At 72.3% G+C, this 17,768-nt stretch carries 18 protein-coding genes; 11 read left to right on the forward strand and 7 right to left on the reverse strand.

Going from position 1 to position 17,768, the window contains the following annotated elements; all coding sequences use genetic code 11:
* Positions 1 to 70: 70 nt before the first annotated feature.
* The 3 genes from ACFVW6_RS34105 to ACFVW6_RS34115 all read left to right on the forward strand — a co-directional run bounded on the left by ACFVW6_RS34105 (position 71) and on the right by ACFVW6_RS34115 (position 3,619).
* Positions 71 to 1,249 carry a 4-hydroxybenzoate 3-monooxygenase gene (locus ACFVW6_RS34105; RefSeq protein WP_378832631.1) on the forward strand — a complete coding sequence of 393 codons (1,179 nt, stop codon included), beginning with the start codon at positions 71 to 73 and terminating at the stop codon, positions 1,247 to 1,249.
* 14 nt (positions 1,250 to 1,263) lie between these two features.
* Entirely contained in the window at positions 1,264 to 2,937 is a 1,674-nt protein-coding gene (locus tag ACFVW6_RS34110) for a methyltransferase (RefSeq protein ID WP_378832628.1), read from the forward strand.
* Positions 2,938 to 3,151: 214 nt separating this feature from the next.
* Complete coding sequence (locus tag ACFVW6_RS34115; RefSeq protein ID WP_378832626.1) at positions 3,152 to 3,619, forward strand: MarR family winged helix-turn-helix transcriptional regulator; 468 nt, start codon at positions 3,152 to 3,154, stop codon at positions 3,617 to 3,619.
* Here ACFVW6_RS34115 and hisI read toward each other — a convergent pair.
* Both hisI and ACFVW6_RS34125 read right to left on the reverse strand, forming a co-directional pair.
* Positions 3,616 to 3,960, reverse strand: a complete 345-nt coding sequence (gene hisI / locus ACFVW6_RS34120; RefSeq protein WP_189033976.1) for a phosphoribosyl-AMP cyclohydrolase — start codon at positions 3,958 to 3,960, stop codon at positions 3,616 to 3,618. The genes ACFVW6_RS34115 and hisI overlap by 4 nt on opposite strands.
* Entirely contained in the window at positions 3,957 to 5,279 is a 1,323-nt protein-coding gene (locus ACFVW6_RS34125) for a PucR family transcriptional regulator (protein ID WP_378832623.1), read from the reverse strand. Before ACFVW6_RS34125 ends, hisI begins: the two co-directional genes overlap by 4 nt.
* Before the next feature lie 134 nt (positions 5,280 to 5,413).
* Here ACFVW6_RS34125 and ACFVW6_RS34130 point away from each other — a divergent pair, with 134 nt between their 5' ends.
* The 7 genes from ACFVW6_RS34130 (at position 5,414) to ACFVW6_RS34160 (ending at position 12,117) form a co-directional block, all read left to right on the forward strand.
* Positions 5,414 to 6,172, forward strand: a complete 759-nt coding sequence (locus ACFVW6_RS34130; RefSeq protein ID WP_378832620.1) for an ABC transporter ATP-binding protein — start codon at positions 5,414 to 5,416, stop codon at positions 6,170 to 6,172.
* The gene (locus tag ACFVW6_RS34135; RefSeq protein WP_378832618.1) at positions 6,169 to 6,894 is read left to right on the forward strand and encodes an ABC transporter ATP-binding protein; all 726 of its coding nucleotides are present in this window, start codon (positions 6,169 to 6,171) and stop codon (positions 6,892 to 6,894) included. The genes ACFVW6_RS34130 and ACFVW6_RS34135 overlap by 4 nt, the downstream gene beginning before the upstream one ends.
* Positions 6,891 to 7,769 carry a branched-chain amino acid ABC transporter permease gene (locus ACFVW6_RS34140; protein WP_355283276.1) on the forward strand — a complete coding sequence of 293 codons (879 nt, stop codon included), beginning with the start codon at positions 6,891 to 6,893 and terminating at the stop codon, positions 7,767 to 7,769. The genes ACFVW6_RS34135 and ACFVW6_RS34140 overlap by 4 nt, the downstream gene beginning before the upstream one ends.
* Complete coding sequence (locus ACFVW6_RS34145; RefSeq protein WP_378832616.1) at positions 7,766 to 8,818, forward strand: branched-chain amino acid ABC transporter permease; 1,053 nt, start codon at positions 7,766 to 7,768, stop codon at positions 8,816 to 8,818. Before ACFVW6_RS34140 ends, ACFVW6_RS34145 begins: the two co-directional genes overlap by 4 nt.
* Positions 8,808 to 10,058: an ABC transporter substrate-binding protein gene (locus ACFVW6_RS34150; protein ID WP_378832614.1), complete on the forward strand. Its 1,251-nt coding sequence runs from the start codon at positions 8,808 to 8,810 to the stop codon at positions 10,056 to 10,058. Before ACFVW6_RS34145 ends, ACFVW6_RS34150 begins: the two co-directional genes overlap by 11 nt.
* 72 nt (positions 10,059 to 10,130) lie before the next feature.
* Positions 10,131 to 10,874 carry a hypothetical protein gene (locus tag ACFVW6_RS34155; RefSeq protein WP_378832611.1) on the forward strand — a complete coding sequence of 248 codons (744 nt, stop codon included), beginning with the start codon at positions 10,131 to 10,133 and terminating at the stop codon, positions 10,872 to 10,874.
* Between the two features lie 85 nt (positions 10,875 to 10,959).
* On the forward strand, positions 10,960 to 12,117 hold the full coding sequence (locus tag ACFVW6_RS34160; protein ID WP_378832609.1) for an acyl-CoA dehydrogenase family protein: 1,158 nt from the start codon (positions 10,960 to 10,962) through the stop codon (positions 12,115 to 12,117).
* An 18-nt stretch (positions 12,118 to 12,135) separates the two neighbouring features.
* Here ACFVW6_RS34160 and ACFVW6_RS34165 read toward each other — a convergent pair whose 3' ends face one another.
* From ACFVW6_RS34165 to ACFVW6_RS34185, 5 genes are all read right to left on the reverse strand, one after another.
* The gene (locus ACFVW6_RS34165; protein WP_378832607.1) at positions 12,136 to 13,074 is read right to left on the reverse strand and encodes a TIGR03564 family F420-dependent LLM class oxidoreductase; all 939 of its coding nucleotides are present in this window, start codon (positions 13,072 to 13,074) and stop codon (positions 12,136 to 12,138) included.
* A gap of 128 nt (positions 13,075 to 13,202) precedes the next feature.
* Positions 13,203 to 14,018 (reverse strand): imidazole glycerol phosphate synthase subunit HisF, encoded by an 816-nt coding sequence (gene hisF, locus ACFVW6_RS34170; RefSeq protein ID WP_355283260.1) that lies wholly within the window; start codon positions 14,016 to 14,018, stop codon positions 13,203 to 13,205.
* Positions 14,019 to 14,023: 5 nt separating this feature from the next.
* On the reverse strand, positions 14,024 to 14,845 hold the full coding sequence (locus tag ACFVW6_RS34175; protein WP_355283257.1) for an inositol monophosphatase family protein: 822 nt from the start codon (positions 14,843 to 14,845) through the stop codon (positions 14,024 to 14,026).
* 8 nt (positions 14,846 to 14,853) lie between these two features.
* Positions 14,854 to 15,585: a bifunctional 1-(5-phosphoribosyl)-5-((5-phosphoribosylamino)methylideneamino)imidazole-4-carboxamide isomerase/phosphoribosylanthranilate isomerase PriA gene (gene priA / locus ACFVW6_RS34180; protein WP_357350817.1), complete on the reverse strand. Its 732-nt coding sequence runs from the start codon at positions 15,583 to 15,585 to the stop codon at positions 14,854 to 14,856.
* A 78-nt stretch (positions 15,586 to 15,663) separates the two neighbouring features.
* Positions 15,664 to 16,266, reverse strand: coding sequence for a maleylpyruvate isomerase family mycothiol-dependent enzyme (locus ACFVW6_RS34185; protein WP_355283252.1), 603 nt, complete (start codon positions 16,264 to 16,266; stop codon positions 15,664 to 15,666).
* A 238-nt stretch (positions 16,267 to 16,504) separates the two neighbouring features.
* Here ACFVW6_RS34185 and ACFVW6_RS34190 point away from each other — a divergent pair, with 238 nt between their 5' ends.
* Positions 16,505 to 17,758 carry a DUF2786 domain-containing protein gene (locus tag ACFVW6_RS34190; protein WP_378832602.1) on the forward strand — a complete coding sequence of 418 codons (1,254 nt, stop codon included), beginning with the start codon at positions 16,505 to 16,507 and terminating at the stop codon, positions 17,756 to 17,758.
* Positions 17,759 to 17,768: the final 10 nt, after the last annotated feature.

Consider the following 17,768-nt stretch of genomic DNA (forward strand, 5'->3'; position numbering starts at 1 on the left):
CACATAATCCCAGCAACACGCCACCGCGACGGACGGCCGGTGCCGCCGCGGTGACCTAAGCTCCGATCCCATGCCGATGGGGAGCAGCGAGTCGACCACCGTCCTGGTGCTCGGCGCGGGACCGGCGGGGCTCGTCCTCGGCAATATTCTGCGCGCGGCCGGGATCGACGTGCTGATCCTGGAACGGCGCGACCGCGCGCACATCGAGCAGCGCGCCCGCGCCGGTTTCCTCGCCCCCGCCAGTGTCGCGGTGCTGGCCGAGCACGGACTCGACACCGGCTTGCGCACCGGCGGGCACACCCACCAGACCTGCGAGTTCCGCAGCGCGGGCGGCCGGATCGAGCTGACCTACGGCGGACTCGGGCGGGGCGAGGCGCACACCGTCTACCCGCAACAGCGGCTGGTGACCGATCTGGTCGCCGAGTACCTGCGCCGCGGCGGCGAGCTGCGGTGCGCGACCACCGCCGAGCAGATCGGTGACGAGCACGGCGACCGGCCGTGGGTGCTCGCCCGCACCGCCGACGGTGCGAGCTCCCGGATCACCGCCCGCTACCTCGTCGGCTGCGACGGCGCGCAGGGCGCGGCCCGCCGGACGGTACGCGGCCCGCGATCCACCCACGACTACGCCATCACCTGGCTCGCGCTGCTGGCCCAGGCCCCGCCGACGACCGACACCGTCGCCTACGGCGTCCACCCCGACGGTTTCGCGGGCCAGATGCCGCGCAGCCCCGAGGTGACCCGCTACTACCTGCAGTGCGCCGGCGAGGACGCCCTGCGCTGGAGCGAGGACCGGGTCTGGAGCGCGCTGTCCGACCGGCTGCGCGCCGACCGGTACGGCCCGCTGCGGACGGGCCCGATCATCGAGCGCGGACTGGTCCGGTTGCGGTCGGAGATCCTCGACCCGATCCAGCAGGGGCGGCTGTTCCTCGCCGGCGACGCGGCCTCCACGATCAGCCCGTCCGCGGCCAAGGGCGCCAATCTGGCCATCCTCACCGCGCGGTCGCTCGCGGCGGCGCTGATCGCCGCGATCGCGGACGGCGACGAGTCGGCCCTGCGCAGGCATTCGGCCGACTGCGTCCCGCGCATCCGGCGCGCGCACGAGTTCTCGCACTGGATGATCGGCCTGCTGCATCCACCGACCGGCCCGCACGCGGGCTTCGAACGCGAGCTCCAGCAGGCCCGGCTGCACAGTCTGGCCACCTCACGACCACATCAGGATTTCTTCGCGGAGAACTACGTCGGTATCTGAATCCAGGAGGATGCGTGACCCGCTCGCCGGCAGTGCGATCCAGGATCGACCCGCTCGATCACGACCGCGTCGCCGCGGCCGTGCAGTTCGTCGCCACCCATGACACCGACAGCGTGCTCGCCCGGCTGCTGCCCCGCCTCGGCGAGGCCGAACGCGCGGCGATCGCCGAGCGCTGCCGGTTCGCGCACGCCGCGGTCATGGTGTTCCCGCCCGATCTCGCCGCCCTCGACGACCTGCTCGCGGCGCACGACCTCACGATCGCCTCGAACGAGCCCAGCGTGGTGGTCCGGCAGCGCCTGGCCGCTCGGCACGGCCTCGACCCCCAGCGGGTCCCGGTCCGGATCGTGCGCGCCGCGCTCCCGGCCGCCGACGGAACACCCTGCGCGATCGAGATCTTCGCGCTGCCCGCCGCGCCCGCCGAGGTGGCCGCCGTCGAACGCGCCGAGGCGAACGAGGCCCACATCGCGCTGGCCACCGGCCCTGTCGACCCCGTGACGCTCGCCGGACTGCGCGCGCTGCTCACCGGCCCGGGCGGGCTGCGCCCCGACCAGGGCGGCTACAACGACCGCGAGGACGCGACCAGCTTCTACTTCCGCAGGCCGGGCGCGCGGACCGACCGGCGGGTGGAGCTCTATGTCGCCGGCGCGCACCCGCGCGAACTCGCGCGGCACACCCGCGAATCCGCCGACCCGGCGACCCGGCTGCTCGGGTTGCTCACCGGCGCCTGGGCGACCCAGGCGCTGGCCGTCACCGCCGGGTCCGGCATCGCCGACCGGCTCGCCGCGGCCCCGGGTGGCCCGCTCGACGAGCTCGCCGCGGCGACCGGCACCGACCTCGACGCGCTCGGCAGACTGCTGCGCTACCTGGCCCAGCTCGAGGTCGTCGAGCCGCTCGGCGCCGGCTACACGCTCACCGAGACCGGCAGGCTGCTCGTCGCCGACGCACAGCCGTCGCTGCATCCGCTGGCCTGCCTCTACGGCGGCGCGTTCTACGAGTCGTTCGGCGAGCTCGGCTACGCCGTGCGCACCGGCCGCACGGCCTTCGACCACCACTTCGGGGCGCACCACTTCGACTACTTCCGCGCCGACCCGGAGCGGGCGAGCCTGTTCGACCGGGCCATGGCGGCGAGCGCGTCGATCTTCGGCCAGGTCGCCGGGCTCGTCGGCGCCGCCACCGCGCGCACGGTGGTCGACGTCGGCGGCGGCACCGGCGAATTGCTGGCACGCGTGGTGGCGGCGCACCCGCAGCTGCGCGGCATCCTGTTCGAACGCGAGACCACGCTGCCCCGGGCGCGCACCACCTTGGCGGCGGCGGGCTGCCTGTCCCGCTGCGAATTGGTCGGCGGTGACTTCTTCACCGCCGAGGTGCCCACCGGGGGTGACGTCTATCTGCTGTCGCGGATCCTGCACGACTGGGACGACGCGGACTGCCGCGCGATTCTGCGTGGGTGCGCCGCGGCGATGTCCGAGCATTCCCGGCTCTACATCGTCGAACGGCTGCTCCCCGAGGACGGGTCCCGTTCCCTCGCCCCCGCGTGGGACCTGCACATGCTGTGCAATGTCGGCGGGCGCGAGCGCACCGTCAGCCACTATCGCGCGGTGCTGCGGTCGGCCGGACTCGAGCTGATCGGGCACGACGACCTGCCGCTGGGCTTCGCATTGCTGCAGGCCCGGCACACCGGCACCTGACCAGCGCGGCGCCGCGTCCGCGCGCATCGCCGGTGCGCGCGGACGCGACAGCCCCTGGGGCGACGGGCTTTTCGCGATAGGGCACTCGCCTTGCTGTGAGTGACCTCACGACCGCGGCCAACTCGCGGACGACACAGCGACGTCGTGGCAAACTCTGTTCGGTGCGCGCTCCAGTTCACCCGCCCTGTCGCCCGGCCGTGAGGCTGTGCCGGCGATGACCCAGTGGCTCGACCCCGTCGAACAGCGTGCCTGGCAGGCGATCGTGGCGCTCATGGCCCGGATCCCGGGTGCGCTCGATACGCGGCTGCAGCGCGAGGCCGGGCTGACCCATTTCGAGTTCCGGGTACTGAGCCTGCTGTCCGAGGAAGCGGGCCATCGCCTGCAGTTGAGTGATCTCGCCCACAAAGCAAACGCGTCGCTATCGCGACTGTCGCATGTGGTGTCCAAGCTGGAGCGACTGGGCTGGGCCCGGCGCGACTCCACCGCGGGCAGGCGCGGCGTGCACGCGGTACTCACCGACGCGGGATTCGAGAAGGTGCTCGCCGCCGCGCCGGGCTACGTGGACGCGGTGCGCCGGCTGGTGCTCGACGGACTCGACGACGAGCAGACCGCCCAGCTGGCCGAGCTCGGCGAGGCACTGTCGGCCCGGCTGCACAGCGTGCTGGCCGAGGACGGGGACTAGTCGGCGGCCAGCAGCACGTCGGTGTCGAAGCAGGTGTGCGTGCCGGTGTGACAGGCCGCGCCCTCCTGATCGACGATCAGCAGGATGGTGTCGCCGTCGCAATCCAGGCGCACCTCGTGCACGTACTGGGTGTGGCCCGAGGTCTCGCCCTTGACCCAGTACTGCTGCCGCGAGCGCGAGTAGTAGGTGCCCTTGCGGGTCTCGATGGTCCTGGCCAGGGCCTCGTCGTCCATCCAGGCCATCATCAGCACGTCGCCGGTCGACTTCTCCTGGGCGACGGCGGCGACCAGACCCGCCTCGTTGCGCTTGAGGCGTGCGGCGATGGCGGGATCCAGGCTCATGCCTCGTTTATAACAGCCGTGCCGGGACGAGCCGACTGCCCGGTCTGCAGCTCGATCGCCACCAGCAGTTCCACCAGGTCGTTGACGCTGCGCACATTGCGCCCGGTCAGTTCCTGGATCCGCCCGAGCCGGTACTTGGCGGTGTTGAGGTGGATGCGCAGCGTGTCGGCGGCTTCGCGCAGGTTCATGTCGGCGGCGGCGAAGGCGCGGATGGTCTCGGCCAGCGAGCCGCCGCGGGCGCGGTCGTCGGCCAGCGCGGCGCCGATACGCGGGTCGACGAGCTGGCGGGTGGTGTCGTCGGCGCGCAGCAGCAGGTACCGGAACGGCGTGAGCTGCGGGAGCGCGAGCACGCCGCCGTCCTCGGGCAGCAGGGCCAGCGCGGCCTGCGCCTGCCGGTAGGCGCGCGGGATCTGGGCGACCTCGGTGACCGCGGTGCTCACGCCGACGGCCAGGGCGATGCCCTCGGCCGCGAGTTCCTCGCGCATCGCGCGCAGCCGCTCGCACAGCTGCTCGGCCGAGCCGTCGCGGCCCAGCGCGGGAATCGCGACGATCTCCCCGCCGCGCACCACCGACAGCGTGCGCAGCCCGTTGACGCCGACGCGCGCCGCGGCGGCCGACACCATTTGCCGTGTCTCCCCGAGCCCGTCGGCGGAGTCGGTGCGTGCCGAGCCGTCGAGAACCACGGCCGTCACCACCACCAGCGGCGTGGTGCGGTCAGCGCCGATCCCGTGCGCGGTGGCCACCGACAGGTGCGGGCCGCCCGCGGGCAGGGTGCCGTCGAGCAGGGTGTCCATCAGCGCCTGGCTGTCGCGGCCGGATTCGGCGGCCACGTACTGCTGGAACTCGAGATACGCGTCGGTGGCCTGGGTGCTGATCAGGTCGGTGTAGCGGGCCAGCGGCCCGGCCAGGGAGAGCACGGCCTCGCGGCCCGCCTCGGTGTCGCCGGCGTGGGCGAGCAGCGATTTCCAGATGGCGCGCTGCCCCAGCCGGAACGCGGCGATGTAGTCGACCAGCGGCAGACCCGAGCGCGCCCGCCGGGCCGCGGCCTGCCGGGCGTAGGTGACATCGGCCGGGGTGACCCGCTTGCGTTCGAGCAGCGCGCCGAGGCCGGTCCGGCTGAGCCGGGCGAGCTGGTCGTGCACGTCGGCGAGGAAGCCGGGGTCGGCGGTGCCGTAGCCGGGCAGCTCGGTGCGCAGCTTGGCCATCACGTCGTCGGCGATGTCGTCGGCGTGGTCGTAGGCGCAGCCGACGATGCGCGCGCGCTCGGCGTGCACCGGATCCGAGATCGACGCGGTGAGCAGATGTGATCCAGCCGACATGTCCGGGGAGTTTGCATGTCCGATTTCGCAGTGTCAACCGTCTGCCGCCCTGTCCGCAGCGGACGATGCCGTGCGCGAAAGTTGGTCCGCAACGTCCGATGTGGCCCGTGACCTGCGAACTTACTGTTCGTCGCATGCTCGAGATAACCAACCTGACGGTGCGCTTCGGCGGCATCACCGCGCTGCGGGAGGTCGGGTTCGCGGTCGCTCCCGGGGAGATGGTCGGCCTGATCGGACCGAACGGCGCGGGCAAGACCACCCTGTTCAACTGCCTGACCCGGCGCCACCGGCCGACGTCGGGCACCCTGCGCTACCGCGACACCGATCTGTCGACGGTCCGGCCCGACGCACTGGCCGGGCTCGGCATCGCCCGCACCTTCCAGAACCTCGGCCTGTTCCCCCGGCTCTCGGTCCGCGACAACGTCCTGGTCGGTGCCCATCATCGCGCTTGCGCCGGCTTCGTCTCGGCCGGTCTGCGCCTGCCGAAGGTCCGCCGCGAGGAGCGGATGCTGCGCGAGGAGGCCGACGAGCTGCTCGACCGCCTCGAACTCTCGGCGGTGGCCGACCATCCGGCGGCGGGCCTGCCGTTCGGCACGCTCAAGCGCATCGAACTGGCCAGGGCGCTCGCGGTCCGGCCCCGGCTGCTGCTCCTCGACGAGCCGGTCAACGGCCTGAGCCACGGTGAGGTCGACGAGTTCGCCGAGCGCCTGCGCGCGCTGCAGGCCGATCTCGACCTCACCGTCGTGGTGGTCGAACACCACATGGGATTCGTCATGGGCACCTGCGACCGGGTGGTGTGCCTGGAGTTCGGGCAGGTCATCGCCGAGGGCGAACCCGCCGCGGTGCAACAGGATCCGGCCGTCGTCCGCGCGTACCTGGGAGCCGCTTCGTGAGTGAGTTCCTTGCCGTCACCGACCTGCACGCCGGGTACGGCGCGGCGAAAGTGCTGCACGGCGTGAGCTTCTCGGTCGCCGAGGGCGCGGTGTGCGCGATCCTCGGGCCCAACGGCGCGGGCAAGACGACGCTGCTGCGGGCCCTGTGCGGCATGGTCAAGGTGCGCGGCGCGCTGCGGCTGGGCGGCACCGAGGTGACCGGCCGCGCCCCGGAGGCGATGGCGCGCCTCGGCGTCGCCCACGTGCCCGAGGGCCGTGGCACCTTCGCGCCGCTGTCCGTCGAGGAGAACCTGCGCCTGGGTGCCTACACCCGGCGTGACCGCGCCGGCGTCGAGGCCGACCTGCGCCGCATCCACGACTACTTCCCGATCCTGCGCGACAAGCGGCGCGAACCGGCGGGCGGTCTGTCCGGCGGCCAGCAGCAGATGCTCGCCATCGGCCGGGCGCTGATGCTGCGGCCGCGGCTGCTGCTGCTCGACGAGCCATCGCTGGGGCTGTCCCCGCTGGTCACCCAGGAGCTGTTCGGGATCGTGCACACCATCAACGAAGAGGAACGCACCACCGTGATCGTCGTCGAGCAGAACGCTCATCTGGCCCTTGGCATCGCCCACCAGGCGCACGTGCTGGAGTCCGGGCGCATCGCGCTGTCCGGCACGGCCGCCGAGATCAGGGCCGATGACCAGGTCACCCGCTCCTATCTGGGAATCCGGGTGCGGCCGTGACCGAATTCGTCCAGCAGCTCGTCGAGGGACTCTCGGCGGGCGCGATCTACGCCGGTCTCGCGCTGGCCCTCGTGCTGATCTACCGGTTCACCGGGATCGTCAACTTCGCCCAGGGCGAGCTGGCCATGTTCTCGGCGTTCCTGGCCTGGCAGCTGAGCCAGACCATGCCGTTCTGGGCGGCGCTGCCGCTCACCCTGGCCATCTCCTTCGTCGCGGGGATGCTCATCGAACGGGTGGTCATCCGCCCGGTCGAGGGCGCGCCCGAGATCACCCTGGTGATCGTCACGGTCGGCCTGTTCTTCACCGTGCACGCGGTGGCGGGCTGGATCTGGTCGTATCAGGTGAAGTCGTTCCCGAATCCGTTCCCGGACGGCGCTTTCCGCACCGCGGGCGTGAGCGTCGGCTACGGCAGCCTCGGCATTCTCGCCGTCGTCGCGGTGGTGATGGCACTGCTGTACCTGCTGTTCCGGTTCACCGGGATCGGTCTGGCCATGCGGGCGGTGGCCTGTAATCCGCAGTCCGCCCGGCTGGTCGGCATCCGGGTCGGCACGGTGCTCGCGCTCGGGTGGGGGCTGGCCGCGCTGGTCGGCGCGGTCTCCGGGGTGCTGTCGGCGCCGCTGCTGTTCCTCGAGCCCAACATGATGGGCGGCGTTCTCATCTACGCCTTCGCGGCGGCCACCCTCGGCGGCTTCGACTCCCCCGGCGGCGCGGTGGCGGGCGGCCTGATCGTCGGCGTCGCCGAAACCCTCACCGGCGCCTACGTCGACGCGATCGGCACCGAACTCAAGATCGGTGTGCCGCTGGTGATCATCCTGGGCGTGCTCCTGCTGCGCCCGCAAGGTCTGTTCGGACACGCGGCGGTGGAACGGGTATGAGCGAAGTAGAACTCTCCGACAAGACGGTGACAGCCACTTCCGCTGTCCCACCGGCGACTTCCGTGCTGACCAGGGTGAGCGCCTTCCGGTGGCCGCTGCTCGCGACGGCGGCACTGCTGGTGCTCGCCTGTGCCGCCCCCTTCCAGCTGGTGCCCTTCCACACCTTCCAGCTCGCCATGGCCATGGTCTACGCGGTCACCCTGCTCGGATTGAACCTGCTCGTCGGCCACACCGGCCAGATCTCGCTGGGCCACGGCGCGTTCTTCGCGGTCGGCGCCTACACGGCCGCGGTGACGATGGAACGCTGGGACACACCGTATGTCGCGACTATCCCGCTCGCGGCCGCGGTGACCTTCGTCCTCGGCTTCGCGCTCGGCATCCCGGCGCTGCGGCTGCGCGGTCTGTACCTGGCACTGGTCACCCTCGCGATCGCGATCTTCCTGGTCCCGCTGCTCAAGCGGTTCGACGGCCTGACCGGCGGCTCGATGGGGCTCACCGTCGACAAGCCGGTGCCGCCCGCGTGGACCGGGCTCGCCGAGGACCAGTGGCTGTATTTCCTGGCACTGGCGACGACGGTGACCGCCTTCGTCCTGGTCGCCGGGATGCTGCGGTCCCGGGTCGGGCGCGCGCTGCACGCGGTGCGCGACAACGAGATCGCGGCGGAAGTGCTCGGGGTGAACCTGGCCCACTACAAGACCCTGGCCTTCGCCTGGAGCGCCCTGCTGGCCGGTGTCGCGGGCGCGGTCTACACCTGGGTGATCGCCTTCGTCTCCCCCGACTCGTTCGCGCTGACCCTGTCGGTGACGCTGCTGGCCGGGCTGGTCGTCGGCGGGCTCGGCACCACCTGGGGTCCGCTGCTCGGCGGTCTGTTCGTGATGTTCGTGCCCAGCTTCGCCCAGGACGTCAATCAGGCGGCGCCCGGCGTCATCTTCGGACTGCTGATCATCGCGGTCATGTACCTCGCGCCCACGGGCCTGGCCGGACTCACCGGCCGGCTGGCGCAACGGCTCGGCCATCTGGTTCGGAAAGGGAAAACACATGCGCACTAAGGCGATCCACACTCTCGGCCTCGCGGCGGCGCTGCTCGCGACGCTCACCGCCTGCGGTGGGCGCGGCGAGGAGACCGGCACCGCCGCCGTCGGCGACTGCCGGGGCCAGCAGACCGTCGGCATCACCGACACCGCCATCAAGCTCGGCGGGGTGTACCCGCTGTCGGGTCCGGCCTCGGCCTACAGCGAGGTGCCCAAGGGCATCAAGGCCTACTTCGACTACGTCAACGCCGAGCAGGGCGGCATCGGTGGACGCAAGGTCGAGTACCTGGTGCGCGACGACGGCTACCAGCCGCCCAAGACGGTCGAGGAGACCCGCAGGCTGGTCGAGCAGGACCAGGTGTTCGCGGTCTTCCAGACCCTGGGCACCGCGACCTCCTCGGCGGTCTGGGACTACCTGGGCCAGCGCAAGGTGCCGCAGGTGTTCGTGGCCACCGGCGCGACCAAGTTCGGCGCCGACACCGAGCACCCGTGGACCATCGGCTGGCAGCCCAGCTACCGCACCGAGGGCCTCGCGTACGCCCAGTACGTCAAGGCGCAGCGCCCGACCGCGACCGTGGCCGTGCTCTACCAGAACGACGACTTCGGCAAGGATCTGCTCGCCGCGTTCACCGAGGGCATCGCGGGGAGCGGGGTGAAGGTGGTCGCGCAGCAGAGCTTCGAGGTCACCGACCCCACGGTCGACGCGCAGGTCCGCAATCTGGCGAACTCGAAAGCCGATGTGCTGCTGAACTTCTCGACCCCGAAGTTCGCCTCGCAGGCGCTGGCGGCCGACGTGCGCAACACCGACTGGAATCCGCTGCACGTGCTGACCCAGGTGTCCAACACCATGGCCACGCTGCGACCGGTCGGCCTGGAGAACGTGCAGGGCGCGGTCAGCGCCGCATTCCTCAAGGACCCGGCCGACCCGCGCTGGGCCCAGGACGCGGGCATGCGGACCTACAAGACGAAGCTGGCCCAGTACGCGCCCGGCGCCGACCCGGAGAACCAGCACGCCATGGCCGGCTGGGCGATGGCCGAGAGCTTCCGCAAGACCTTCGAGTCGGCGAAGTGCCCGACCCGCGAGGGCCTGCGCGACGCGATGCGCTCCCTCGACAACGTCGCCGTCGACCTGCTGCTGCCCGGCATCAGCATGAAAACCGGTGCGAGCGACGGCTATCCGCTCGAGACCGTCGGCATCCAGACCTTCGCGGGCACCCACTGGTCGCTCACCGACGGCCTGATCACCACGAGCAAGTAGCTCCCCCACGTTCCGCGGCCCGCCGCGAAACCCCCGAAGTACACCCCCGATCGATGAGGATCACCGATGAAGATGTCCACCACTCTCGCGACCGCCGCCCTCACGGCGCTGGCCCTGTGCGTCGGCACGGGCACCGGCCACGCCGACCCGGCGGCGCAGACCGACGTGCACTACGAGGTCAGCAGGCAGGGCGACGCCGCGGTCGTCACCACCAGTGACGGCAAGCTCCAGGTCGTCGGCGATCAGCTGGTGCTCACCACCGGCGCCGACGTCCCGGTCGCCGCGCTGCCGCTGTCCTACCGGATGGACGACAAGCTCTTCCCGATCGCCGCCACCATCGACGGCGGCAAGGCCACCCTGACCCCGTCACGCGAGGGCGCGACGCCGGTGGCCGCGGCGACCGAGCTGGTCAGCACCGACGCCGCGGTCAAGCAGGTCGCCGAGTCGTTCACCCCGCGCGATCAGGCGGCGCTGGGCGCGTTCAGCCAGCGGGTCGGCATCGGCGGCGCGGTCGCCGCGATCGTCGGCGCGGTGATCGGCGGTGGCGTCGGCTGTCTGGTGGGCGGCGCGGCCGGGGCGACCATCGCCAGCCCGGTGATCGTGCTGCTGGTCCCGTGGGTCGGCGCGACCGTCGCGGGCTGCGTCCTCGGCGCGGCCACCCTCGGCGCCGTCGGCACCATGGTCGGGCTGATCACGGTCGGCGGGCCACTGGCCCTGTTCTCGGCCTACCAGTACTTCTCGACGATCACGGCGCCGTGCCCGGCCGAGCTCGGCGCGTACTGCAAGGATCCCGCGGTACCCGCCCCCGCGAAGTAGTCCGTCCCACCGCTTCGCCGGTCCGCCCGCACCACGCTCGGGTGGGCCGGCTCGTGGCCGTTCGCAGGCCGGTTAGGAATTCCGTATGCACAGAACAGTTTTCGACGCCGAGCACGCCGCGTTCCGGGCGACGATGCGCGCGTTCATCGGTGCCGAGGTCGTGCCCTGTTTCACCAAGTGGTACGACGACGGGCAGGTGCCGCGCGAATTCTATTACCGGCTGGGCGAACTCGGCGTCTTCGGGCTGGAGGCACCGGTCGAGTTCGGTGGGGCGGGGCGGTCCTCGTTCGGCTTCCGCACCGTGCTGGCGGAGGAGATCGCCAGGGCGGCGGTGTCGTTCGGCGGCGCGAGCGCGCACGTCGCCCGGTGCCTGCCGCTGGTGACGACGCTGGCGAGCCCGGCGCAGCGGGCGCGGTGGCTGCCCGGCATCGTCACCGGCGACACCATGTTCGCGCTCGCGGTGGCCGAGCCGGGCACCGGCGCCGAACCGGCCGACATGCGCACCACCGCGCCGCTGTCGGTCGACGGGTCCACCTACGTGGTGAACGGCTCGAAGACCTACGTCGCCGGTGGTGTGCACGCCGACCGGGTGATCGTCTGTGCGCGCACCGCGGCACCGCGCCCCGACGATCCGTCCTACGGCCTGTCGCTGCTGGTCGTCGACACCGCCGCGGCGGGTTTCCGGGTGGGCCGCCGGCTCGACACGCTGGGCCGCAAGCTCAGCGGCACCGCCGAACTCACCTTCACCGATGTGCGGGTGCCCGCCGCCGAAGTCCTCGGCGCACCGCACCTGGCCGTCGCCCACCTCGCCGGGCAGCTGCCGCGGGAACGCCTCGGGATCGCCGTCGGCGCCTATGCCCAGGCCAAGGCCGCGATCCGCTTCGCGCGCCTGCACACCACCGAACGCGTCGCCTTCACCCAGCCCGTGTCGGCCTTCCAGAACACGAAATTCGAGCTGGCCGCCTGTCAGAGCGAGGTCGACGCGGTCGAGGCGGTGGTCGATCGCGCGCTGGCCGCGCACGACCGGGGCGAACTCGGCGCCGCGCACGCCGCCTCGGCCAAACTGTTCGCCACCGAGACGGCGGGCCGGGTGATCGACCGCTGCCTGCAATTGCACGGCGGCGCTGGCTATCTCACCGATTCCCCGATCGCCCGGCTCTACGCCGACCATCGCATCGATCGGCTCCAGGGCGGCAGCAGCGATGTGCTGCGCACGATCATCGCCGCCGAGATGGGCCTGTAGACCGACACTCGGGGCTGGTCAGCGCGCCCGGTTGAGCTCGCCCAGCAGCCGCCAGGTGCGCTGCTGGTCCTCGGGGGTGGTCAGGTCGGTCTGGGAGAACACCACCTCGGTCGCGCCCGCCGCGAAGTACGCGGCCACCCGCGCGGCGACGGTCTCCTCGTCGCCGTACACCACCAGGTCGGCCGCGCGCTGCGCGCCGGACAGCTCGATCACCCGGCGATAGGACGGAATGCTGTCGTAGAACACGGTTTTCGCCTCGGCGGCGGCACGGGCGGCGGCCAGATCCGAGGTGACCACGCCGGGGACGAGGGCGACGACGCGCGGCCGCGGTCTGCCCGCGCCCGCCGCCGCGGCCGTCAGCGGCGCGACGATGTGCTCGGCCAGCGCCTCGGGGCCGACCAGGAACGGCAGAGATCCGTCGGCCAGTTCGCCGGTGGCCCGCAACGCTCGCGGTCCCATGGCAGCGACCAACACCGGCACGGTGGGCGTGGCGCCCGCGACCGCGGCGGGCATCGGGGTGGCCGCAGTCAGAGTCTCGCCCTGGAAGTCGACCGCGCCGGTGTCGAGGACCGAGCGCAGCGCCGTGAGGAATTCCCGCAGCCGGGTCGCGGGGCGATCGAACGGGCCGCCGAACGCGCGCTCGGACAGTTCCCTGGCGCCCAGGCCGAGGCCGAGCGTGAATCGTCCGCCGGTGGCCGCCTGCGCGGTCTGCGCCTGACTCGCCACCAGCAGCGGGTGCCTGCCCGGCACCGGAACGACCGAGGTGCCGACCTCGAGCCCGGGGACCTCGCGGCCGATCAGCGCCGCCACCAGCAGCGAGTCGTGCGAGAAGGTCTGGCCGAGCCACACCGAGCTCAGCCCGGCCGCGGCGGCGGTGCGGCCCAGGTCGACGGCCGCGTCCACGGCATTGCCGGACTGGTCGAGGGCGAACGGGGACAACGCGATTCCGATGCTCACCCGAGGAACAACCAGGGCCGCAACGGAATTCATCGCGATCCGCGCACGCTGATTCCAACTGCATCCGAACGCGGTCTCGACCTCAGCGAACCGCGATCCCGACCGAGCACGCCCCCGCGGTCACGAGCTCAGCGGACGGTGATCCCGTCGGTGCGCATGGCGTCCTTGACCTGGCCGATGGTGAGATCGCCGAAGTGGAAGACGCTCGCGGCCAGCACCGCGTCGGCGCCCGCGTGCACGGCGGGCGGGAAGTGCGCGACCGCGCCTGCGCCGCCGCTGGCGATCACCGGCACCCGCACCGCGGCCCGGACGGCGGCGATCATCGGCAGGTCGAATCCGGCCTTGGTGCCGTCGGCGTCCATCGAGTTCAGCAGGATCTCGCCGACGCCCAGTTCGGCGCCGCGGATGGCCCATTCGACCGCGTCGATGCCGGTGCCGCGCTTGCCGCCGTGGGTGGTGACCTCCCAGCCGGACGGGGTGTCGGGCTGACCGTCCGGCACGGTGCGCGCGTCGACGGAGAGCACGATGCACTGCGAGCCGAACCGCTGCGACATCTCCGAGAGCACCTCGGGGCGGGCGATGGCGGCGGTGTTCACCGACACCTTGTCCGCGCCGGCGCGCAGCAGCCGGTCGACGTCCTCGACGGTGCGCACGCCGCCACCGACGGTGAGCGGGATGAAGATCTGCTCGGCCGTGCGGGTCACCACGTCGAGCATGGTGCCGCGATCGCCGGTGGAGGCGGTGACGTCGAGGAAGGTGAGTTCGTCGGCGCCCTGGGCGTCGTAGGTGGCGGCCAGTTCCACCGGGTCGCCCGCGTCGCGCAGGTTCTGGAAGTTGACGCCCTTGACCACCCGGCCCGCGTCGACGTCCAGGCACGGGATCACCCGGACGGCCAGCGTGCTCGGCGCCGCGGTGTCCGGCCGTTCGTCGGTGCGCGGTGTCATGGTGTTCAGCCTCGTTCCTCTTCGCTGACCGTGCAAATCATTTCCAGGAGTTCGGCGTGGACGCCGGGTGCGGCGGCCAGCACCGACCCCGAGGTGATCGTCCACGGCGCGCCCGCCAGGTCGGTGACCACGCCGCCCGCGGCCCGCACCAGCGCGACACCGGCCGCGTTGTCCCACGGATGATGCCCGAACACGACCGCGCCGCCGAGCACGCCGGAGGCGGTGAAGGCCAGGTCGATGCCGGTGGAGCCGTGCATGCGCACCCGCGAGGACAGCCTGCTGAGCGCGCCGAGCAGGTCGAACCGGAACTGGCCGGGGATGCGGCCCGCCGAGTCGACGTTGAACGCGCCGAAGCCGATCATCGCGTCGGCCAGCCTGCCGGGGCGCAGCGGCGGCAACGCGACGCCGTCCAGGAACACCGGGCCACCCTGGACCGCCGCGTACCGGCGGCCGAGCAGCGGCAGCCAGGTCAGGCCGAGCACGGGTTCGCCCTCGTGCACGAGCGCCAGCAGGGTGCCGGACATGGGGTGGCCGGAGGAGTAGTTGAAGGTGCCGTCGATCGGGTCGAGCACCCAGGCCGTGCCGGAGGTGAGCGCCGGGCCGCCGAATTCCTCGCCGTGCACGGCGATCCCGGTGCGCTGCTGGAGTTCGGCGGAGATGGTGCGTTCCAGCTCCAGGTCGAGTTCGGTGGCGAAGTCGTTGCGGCCCTTGGCGACCGCACTCGGCGCACCGATGCCCTCGACGAAGCGCGGGACGACCCCGTCCAGGACCTGGGTGGCGACGGCCAGCAGGTCGGTCAGTTCGGCGGTGCTCGGTGCGGCGGTCATCGTCGGTGTCAGCGCACCGCGGCCAGGGCCTCGGGCAGCGTGAACCGGCCCGCGTACAGCGCCTTGCCGATGATCGCGCCCTCCACGCCCTCCTCGGCCAGCCCGGCGATGGCCACCAGGTCGTCGAGCACCGAGATGCCGCCGGAGGCGACGACCGGCGCGTCGGCGGCGTTGGCGACCTCGCTCAGCAGTTCCAGGTTGGGGCCGGTCAGCGTGCCGTCCTTGGAGACGTCGGTCACCACGTAGCGCGCGCAGCCGTCGCGTTCGAGCCGCTCGAGCGCCTCCCACAGGTCACCGCCGTCGGTGACCCAGCCGCGGCCGCGCAGCCGCCATTCCCCGTCGATCTGCTTGACGTCGAGCCCGACCGCGATCCGGTCGCCGTACTCGCCGAGCACGCGGGCGCACCACTGCGGGTTCTCGATCGCGGCGGTGCCGATATTGACCCGCGCGCACCCGGTGGCCAGCGCCGCCTCCAGGGAGGCGTCGTCGCGGATGCCGCCGGACAGTTCGACCTTGACGTCGAGTTCCCCGACGACCTGCGCGATCAGCTCCCGGTTGCTGCCCTTGCCGAAGGCCGCGTCCAGGTCGACCAGATGGACCCACTCGGCGCCGGCCTGCTGCCACGCCAGCGCCGCGTCCCGGGGCGACCCGTAGCTGGTTTCGCTACCGGCCTCTCCCTGCACGAGGCGCACGGCCTCCCCATTGGCGACATCGACGGCGGGCAACAGCACAAGACTCACGGGATCAGACTAGTAGGTCCGGACTGTCGATCTCCGCACCGGTCCACGCCCCTGAGGCCCGTGTCACGCCGACCGGGTTCAGCGACAGCGGCGACGCAGTTCCGGGACGCCACCGCCGGTGAGCTCGTCGAGGACGACGCTGCGACCGACCACGGCCAGCGCGATGGCCTCGCCGGGCCCGCGGACCTCGGGTCCGTCACCCCAGGCCCAGTCCACATCGGTGGCGATGAACCGCAGCCCCTTGGTCCGCTTGCCCGGGAAGGCGAAGGGATCCGGGTAGGACAGCACCGCGATCAGGCGATCGGGGGCGATGGTGCGCGGGCGGCGCAGCGGCCGCCGGATGTCCTGCTGATGCACCAGCAGGTCCGAGAGCATCAGGCGCGGCGAGAACCGCGACAGCCTGCCCGACTCGTGCTCGAACATGTGCACCAGCTGCGCGGTCGGCAGGCCAGCGAACGAGGCCGCGAGCGCGTTGTTGATCCGGTCGACCGACCCGCGATGGCGGGCCGCGGCGGCCGCGTAGTCGAGTGGGCCGAGCGTGTCGGTCAGCAGGTGACCGACCACGTCGCGCACCCGCCACCCCGCGCACAGCGAAGGCGTCTCCCACTCCTGCTCGGTCAGTCCACGTAGGAGTTCGATCAGCTCGGCACGTTCCGCGGCCAGCATCCCCCGATAGCTCATGTCGATCACTGTAGGGCCCGATCCGACGCCGGGTTCCCGGATTCCGGTGCACGGGAGCGAAATACATTCCGACGGGTCTGTCCGCTCGTGGCCCCGCAATCGATCGGCACACCGGGGCGCAGCCCGTGCCGTCCGGCCCGTCGGGACGCCGGGACAATGGGACGATGGCCGCCGACCGGCCGCACCGTCACCGCGCGCCGCCCGAGCGGCGCCACGAAGGAGAGGACGCCCGGACACCGTGGGCAAACAGAATCGGCGACGCCGCACCGGACGCCGGGCCGTGCCCGCCACCGGGCCGGTGCTCGACGCCGACACGCTGACCGATCCGGAGCGGCTCGCGGAGGCGATCGCGACGGCCGCCGTGGCCGCGGCCCAGGGCGACACGGCCGGGGCCCGGCACTTCGCCGAGCAGCTGGCGGGCCCGGACCGGCTGCGCCCGGAGGTGGCGGCGGGGGTCGAGCGGGCGAGCCGGCGAATCATCGCCCACGCCTTCGACTTCGGCTGGCTGCCGAGCGATGTCCACCAGGCCGCGCGGCGCCGCCTCGACGAGTTCGCGGTCGGCTATCTGACCGATCTGATGGCCGACCATCGCGCCCCGTTCGCCGACGACACCGTCGACGAGATCTGGCAGGCCCAGCTCGACGACCTCGGCGCCACCGTCTGGTGGACGCCGCCGCACCTGATCCCCTGGGCCGACCGCGCGCTGCTCACCGGCGCCGACGCCGTGACCACCGTCCTCGACGCCCTCGCACTCCTGCTGCGGCTGCCGAAACTGGAGCCCATCCGCCCGCTGCCCGGCACCGCGCACCGGCACCGGGGCGCGCAACCCGCCGTCGACGAGAAGGCCCTCGGCCGGGTCCGCGGCCTGCTCGCCAAGGCCGAGTCCACCGCCTTCCCCGAGGAGGCCGAGACCCTCTCGGCCAAGGCCCAGGAACTGATGACCAAGTACGCGATCGACCGCGTCCTGCTGGCGGCGCCCACCGTCGACGTCGACCTGCCCGGCGCCCGCCGCCTCTGGCTCGACACCCCCTACACCGAGGCCAAAGCCCTGCTCATCGACCTGGTCGCGCGGGCCAACCGCTGCCGCGCCATCTTCGTCGCCGACTGGGACTTCGTCACCGTCGTCGGCGACGACCCCGACCTCGACGCCGTCGAACTCCTGTCGACCTCGCTGCTCGTCCAAGCCACCCGCGCGATGATCGACACCCCGTCGACGGCCGGTGACTCCCGCTCCCGCGCCTATCGCAAGGCCTTCCTCACCGCCTACGCCAGCCGGATCGGCGACCGCCTCACCACCGCCGCGGCCGCCACTGTCGCCGAAGCCGCCGACCGCGCCACCCTGCTCCCGCTGCTGGCCACCCACGATCACCGCGTCGAGACGGCGTTGTCGACCTACTTCCCCACCACCCGCTCGCGCGGCATCACCATTCGCAGCGCCGAAGGCTGGGAGGCGGGCACCGAGGCCGCCGATCGCGCCCGCCTCGACGGCTGAACCCTGACCG

The organism is Nocardia sp. NPDC058244 (assembly GCF_042882065.1).
GTDB lineage: Bacteria > Actinomycetota > Actinomycetes > Mycobacteriales > Mycobacteriaceae > Nocardia.